Source organism: Roseibium sp., from assembly GCF_025698965.1.
In the GTDB taxonomy this organism is placed as follows: domain Bacteria; phylum Pseudomonadota; class Alphaproteobacteria; order Rhizobiales; family Stappiaceae; genus Roseibium.
This window is the reverse complement of the sequence record NZ_JAILWL010000459.1, coordinates 1-5,276: the sequence shown is the minus strand read 5'-3', so window position 1 is coordinate 5,276 and position 5,276 is coordinate 1. Positions and strand designations below refer to the sequence as shown.

5 protein-coding genes and 1 pseudogene are annotated in these 5,276 nt (G+C 55.3%); 3 read left to right on the top strand and 3 right to left on the bottom strand.

Annotation, left to right across the window (positions count from 1 at the left end; genetic code table 11):
- The first annotated feature begins 143 nt into the window (after positions 1 to 143).
- Entirely contained in the window at positions 144 to 779 is a 636-nt protein-coding gene (locus tag K5905_RS26950) for a TetR/AcrR family transcriptional regulator (protein WP_297590051.1), read from the top strand.
- 32 nt (positions 780 to 811) lie between these two features.
- On the opposite strand, the gene K5905_RS26945 is transcribed toward K5905_RS26950, so the two are convergent.
- Both K5905_RS26945 and K5905_RS26940 read right to left on the bottom strand, forming a co-directional pair.
- Positions 812 to 1,297: an Lrp/AsnC family transcriptional regulator gene (locus K5905_RS26945; RefSeq protein WP_297590053.1), complete on the bottom strand. Its 486-nt coding sequence runs from the start codon at positions 1,295 to 1,297 to the stop codon at positions 812 to 814.
- 173 nt (positions 1,298 to 1,470) lie between these two features.
- On the bottom strand, positions 1,471 to 2,109 hold the full coding sequence (locus tag K5905_RS26940; RefSeq protein WP_297590048.1) for a uracil-DNA glycosylase family protein: 639 nt from the start codon (positions 2,107 to 2,109) through the stop codon (positions 1,471 to 1,473).
- 130 nt (positions 2,110 to 2,239) lie between these two features.
- On the opposite strand from K5905_RS26940, the gene K5905_RS26935 reads away from it, so the two are divergent.
- Complete coding sequence (locus K5905_RS26935) at positions 2,240 to 3,793, top strand: ATP-binding protein (RefSeq protein ID WP_297590045.1); 1,554 nt, start codon at positions 2,240 to 2,242, stop codon at positions 3,791 to 3,793.
- 41 nt (positions 3,794 to 3,834) lie between these two features.
- Here the strand turns inward: K5905_RS26935 and cobT are convergent, their stop codons facing one another.
- Entirely contained in the window at positions 3,835 to 4,860 is a 1,026-nt protein-coding gene (gene cobT / locus K5905_RS26930) for a nicotinate-nucleotide--dimethylbenzimidazole phosphoribosyltransferase (protein WP_297590040.1), read from the bottom strand.
- A 107-nt stretch (positions 4,861 to 4,967) separates the two neighbouring features.
- Here cobT and K5905_RS26925 point away from each other — a divergent pair.
- Positions 4,968 to 5,276, top strand: a pseudogene (locus tag K5905_RS26925) (adenosylcobinamide-GDP ribazoletransferase); the annotation flags it as partial.

Below are 5,276 nucleotides of genomic sequence, written 5' to 3'. Positions count from 1 at the left end.
CGCGTCCCGGGCATGGTCGTTTCAGTTAGATTAATTCCAGCCAACAAGGCTTGAAAGTCTCAAAAACGACATTCATGTCGCTTTTGAAAACATAGGTGTCAATTTTAATTGCCACAGTAGCAAGGGGTTGTTATCCAGCATGCATGAACGAGCCTTTGATTGAAAAGACGTCCGGTTGGCGCGGGACGCGAGAAGTCTGGATCCAGGCAGCGTATCTGGCTCTGCTGGAGAGTGGTATCGACGCCGTAAAGGTTATGCCGCTTGCGGAAAGACTGGGGCTGTCACGTACCAGCTTTTATGGTCACTTCTCAGATCGGAGTGACCTCTTGAATGCGCTGATCACGCTCTGGCAAGCCAAGAACACGGGCAATCTGATCAAGCGTACCGAAGCCTACGCGGAAACAATCACCGAGGCGATCCTCAACATTTTCGACTTGTGGCTGTCGCCCGAACTTTTCGACTCCCGTCTTGAATTCGCGGTTCGGAACTGGGCGCACACAGATCCGGACCTCGCCCGCAAACTGGAAGAGGCCGATCAGGTCCGGGTTGAGGCTTTTCAGGCAATGTTCGAGCGCTATGGATATGAAGCTCATTACGCCAACATCCGGGCAAACACCGTCTATCAAACGCAGATTGGCTATATCTCCATGATCAAGGACGGTCCGCAGGAACCTCTGGAACCACGACTGAGTCGCATGCCGGTCTACGCAGAGATCTTCTCGGGTCAGAAGGTCACGGATGCGGAAGCCGCCAGATTTTTCTCCAGGCATCCGGTCTGAAGATCAGCTTCGCCGGTCTGGCGGGCCAGTCATCAGTTTACGGATCGCGGCTTTTCCGGCGCAACATATCCCAGAGGCAAAGCAGTCGTATTCTTGATCTGCTCCATCGCAAAGGTTGTCGAAACGTCCGAGATATCGATCCTGGCGATCAGCCTTTTATAGAAATCGTCATAGGCTTCGATATCCGGGACTGCCACTCGCAGAAGATAGTCCACCTGACCGGCCATACGATAGAATTCAACGACTTCCGGAAACTCGCGGATAACATCGGCAAATTTCTTCAACCAGTCTTCGGAATGCTGGCTGGTGGTGATCGCAACAAAGGCGGTAACCTTTGCATTCACCTTGGTAGGATCAAGCAAGGCAACTCGTCCGGTGATGACCCCGTCTTCCTCCATTTTCTGAATCCGGCGCCAGCAAGGGGTCGTCGACAGACCGACGCGGCGGCCGATCTCAGCCACTGGAACGGTGCAGTCTTCCTGCAGGATGGACAGAATACGGCGGTCGATACGATCAATCATAAGTCAGCGATCCGAAAGTTGGCGGCGGTGTTTCGCCAGGACGTCAGAACAGATCTTGGTAAATGATTTTATTCTGAGAGGAAAATACGTAACTGAATTTCAATCATGTTGTCAAATTCAGCTGATTTGAGAATTATTTTCGAATTTCACCCCATTCAACATTTCACTCTTCACACCAGACGGGCAACTTCCCTCCGGAGCACAGGCAACAGCTCGCTTTCAAACCATGGGTTCTTTTTGAGCCAGGCATTATTGCGCCAGGAGGGGTGTGGCAATGGCAAAACGACGGGTTTGCCGGGTTGGGGAGACGCTTCGAAATAGTCCCGCCAGCCTGTGACGGTTTCGGTCAGCGTTTTCCGGCGCGCCGCCCCGAGATGGTAGGCTTGTGCATATTGGCCGATGACCAGGATTAGCTCGAGCTGAGGCATGGCGGCAAACAACCGGTCATGCCACGTATTCCGACATTCCGGTCTTGGCGGCAGATCCCCCCCTTTCGCATCGAGCCCCGGAAAACAGAACCCCATCGGAACAATGGCAAGACGGCCGGCATCATAAAAAACGTTTTCGCCAATACCCATCCAGTCTCTGAGCCTGTCGCCCGAAGGGTCAGTGAATGGACGACCGCTTTTATGCACCCTCGTTCCTGGCGCCTGACCGCAAATACAGAGCCTTGCGGTTGCGGACACTTGCAAAACCGGTCTCGGCATGTGCGGCAAAGGCTTTTTCTGAGGCTTTTCAATGCATAAACGGCAGGCTCGAACGTCGCTTGCCAATATCTCAAGGTTTTCAGATTTCGTTTTTTCCGACAATGAGTTGCACCCTGGCACAGCTGGTTAACCCTTCCCTTACCACGATCCTGAGGATGATCTTAAGGAATGTTGGAACAGATTGCAGAAACAAGCAGTATCACAATAACGAAATCAATCTTCCGGTCGGAAAATGGGACCTCTCGCTTCAGATAACAGCGAAGACGACAAACTCGCCATCAACAGGCAGCGGGCTATCCGTCGTCGGGAGATGGCACGGTCGGCCAAAAGCGCTCGCAGTCGTCTGGGAGCGCCTGAATTCCGATACACAACCTTCGATCTGGAACGGCAACACCTGTTTGCCGATACGCGCATCAACGCAGCCTATGCGGTGCCCCTTCTGGCGCTTATCGCGGCCGTCATTTCGGTCCTCTGGGTAGACCCTGCGTTGTCGATCGCGTGGTTTGTCTTCACGCTCTGCACTCACTTTGCCATGGTGTTCATCAGCCATGCCTATGAAAAGGCGCCCGCCGATCAGCAGGCGCGGAAATCCTGGCTATGGCGCTTCACGATTGGCGATTTGATTTACGGTATCAGCTGGGCAACTTTCATTCTCCTGCCCAAGGCCGTCGAAGTTGGAGACGAGTTGGTCATCTTCCATTTCGCGACGCTACTGATCGTTGTTGCGACAAATACGATGCAATCGGCAACTCTGCCGCGGTGCCTGCTTGCAAGCACTTTGCCGACAACGCTTGTGGTCACGGTCTTCTTTCTGCTGGAAGGCAGCCCGATACACTACACCCTGGCTGCCATGGCCATCGGTGCGCAAGGTTTCTTCTTCATTCTTGGCAACCAGCTTTTGAAGAATACCAACACCATGCTGGAATACCGGGCCGACAAAGATCATCTGATCGCGGAACTTGAGACGGCGAATGCGATGTCGGATGACGCCCGCCGTCGCGCGGAAGCTGCCAACATTGCCAAATCCCGCTTCCTGGCGACCATGAGCCATGAGTTACGCACACCTCTCAATGCAATTCTCGGCTTTTCCGAAATCATGAAGGATGAAGTGCTCGGCCCGATGCACAACAAGAACTACCGGTCCTATGCGGAAGACATTCACGGATCCGGTCAACACCTTCTCAACCTCATCAACGAAATCCTCGACCTGTCCCGCATCGAGGCGGGTCGGCATGAACTTCACGAAGAGGCCCTGTTTCTGGACGAAATCGCCGAAGAGTGCGGCAGCATGATGAAGGTGCGTGCAGAGGCAAAATCAATCGCAATCCACCATGCGCACGAAACAGGATTGCCGCGGGTGTGGGCCGACGAACGCGCGCTGCGTCAGGTGATCCTGAACCTGATGTCCAACGCAGTGAAATTCACCCCGATCAATGGCGATGTCCGGATCAAGGTTGGCCGGACTGTGGATGGTGGACAATTCGTCTCGATTTCCGACACAGGTCCGGGCATACCCGAGGAAGAGATCCCTACCGTTCTGGAGGCATTCGGCCAAGGCTCTCATGCGATCAGAAGCGCGGAACCTGGAACAGGTCTCGGACTATCCATCGTTCAGGCCCTGATCGGCATGCATGACGGCACGTTTTCGCTGAAATCCAACATCGATGAAGGCACGGAGGTTACGGTCTCCCTGCCGCCGTCGCGTATCATGCATTTTTCCGATGACGTTGCAGCACGCTTCGATGAACAATCGAAGCCGAAACACAAAAAAGCCAAGTCGGCCTGAGCGCAAACGCGCTCAAGCCTCGACCCTCCGCCTCTATCGGCTTATTCTGACTTTTCCGCCACACCGGCATCGGCAAAGGTCGCCATGCCGGAGTGCATTTCAGCTGCGGCCTTGACGATACCGGCAGCAAGCGCCGCGCCCGAACCTTCGCCAAGACGCATACCAAAACTCAAAAGAGCCTCCTTGCCCATATGTTCAAGAGCCTTGGCATGAGCCTGTTCCGCCGACACATGGGCAAACAGGCAATGGTCCAGACCGTCCGGGTCCATCGCATAGACAACTGCAGCGGCAGCGGTTGTCACGAAACCATCGACCAGAACCGGCACCCGTTGCAGACGGGCCGCGATGATCAGGCCAGCCATGGCGGCAATTTCCCGTCCACCGATCCGTCGCAGGATTTCCAGCGGGTCCGTAGTGCCGTTGAGACGGGCAACCGCTTTTTCAACGGCATCCCGCTTCCGGGATAGCCCTTCGTCATCGACGCCTGTGCCGCGGCCAATCCAGTCTTCGGCCTTGCCGCCGAAGAGACCATTCAATACTGCAGCTGCAACTGTGGTGTTGCCGATACCCATCTCGCCCAGGCAAATCAGATCGATGCCACCGGCCAGCGCTTCCATTCCGTAAGCCATTGTTGCCGCGCAGTTGGCTTCATCCATTGCATCTTCGCGCGTGATGCTCGGTGTCGGCATGTCGACCGCCAGATCGAACACTTTCAGTCCGATATCATTGCTCCGGCAGATCTGATTGATGGCAGCACCACCTGCGGCGAAGTTCTCGACCATCTGTTGGTTCACCGCACTTGGAAATGCGGAGACACCCTCATCCGCCACACCATGTGCTGTCGCGAAGATGGCAACCATCGGTCGTGTGACCTTGGGCGGAGCGTTTCCGGACCATGCAGCGAGCCACTCGGCAATCTCTTCCAGACGCCCCAGGGACCCGGCCGGTTTGGTCAACTGACCGTCACGCTCTCGGACTTTCATCAACGCCTCATCGTCCGGCCCCGGCATGGATTTCACCAGATTGCGGATATCGTCAAAAGGAAGCGCGGTCTCAGAGAGGGACATGATTTTGGGTTCCGGTCTTTGTTGTGGAAATTTGCGAGCCACTTGGTCCTGTTTTGCGGCTGATCTATAACGTTGCCTTGACAAAACTCAAGCGCAGGACCGGCCCGATGAGCCCTGAAACCGACCAAACGTCAGAAACCGGGGCCAAATCCGGAAACAAACCCAATCGCAATAAAATGCATGATCACCTTGACCGCTTGGGATCTGCACTGCCTGACCTTGCCGCAGATACGGCCGCCTGCATCCGATTCTTCTCCCGACTTCCCCTCGATAAGGTCAACACCGAGGACGACCCGACTGCCGCCCCTGACTTTATACGCATCGCAAGAGCAGCCCCGCTGGCTGGCGTGGCAATTGCCCTGCCCGCTGCCGGCCTCGGCATGGTGCTCGGATATACATATCTCCCGCCGCTGGTT

Bases quoted from the DNA above. Each gene is read 5' to 3' on its own strand.
- K5905_RS26950 (WP_297590051.1), top strand. From the start codon at position 144: ATGAACGAGCCTTTGATTGAAAAGACGTCCGGTTGGCGCGGGACGCGA.
- K5905_RS26935 (WP_297590045.1), top strand. From the start codon at position 2,240: ATGGGACCTCTCGCTTCAGATAACAGCGAAGACGACAAACTCGCCATC.
- cobT (WP_297590040.1), bottom strand. From the start codon at position 4,860: ATGTCCCTCTCTGAGACCGCGCTTCCTTTTGACGATATCCGCAATCTG.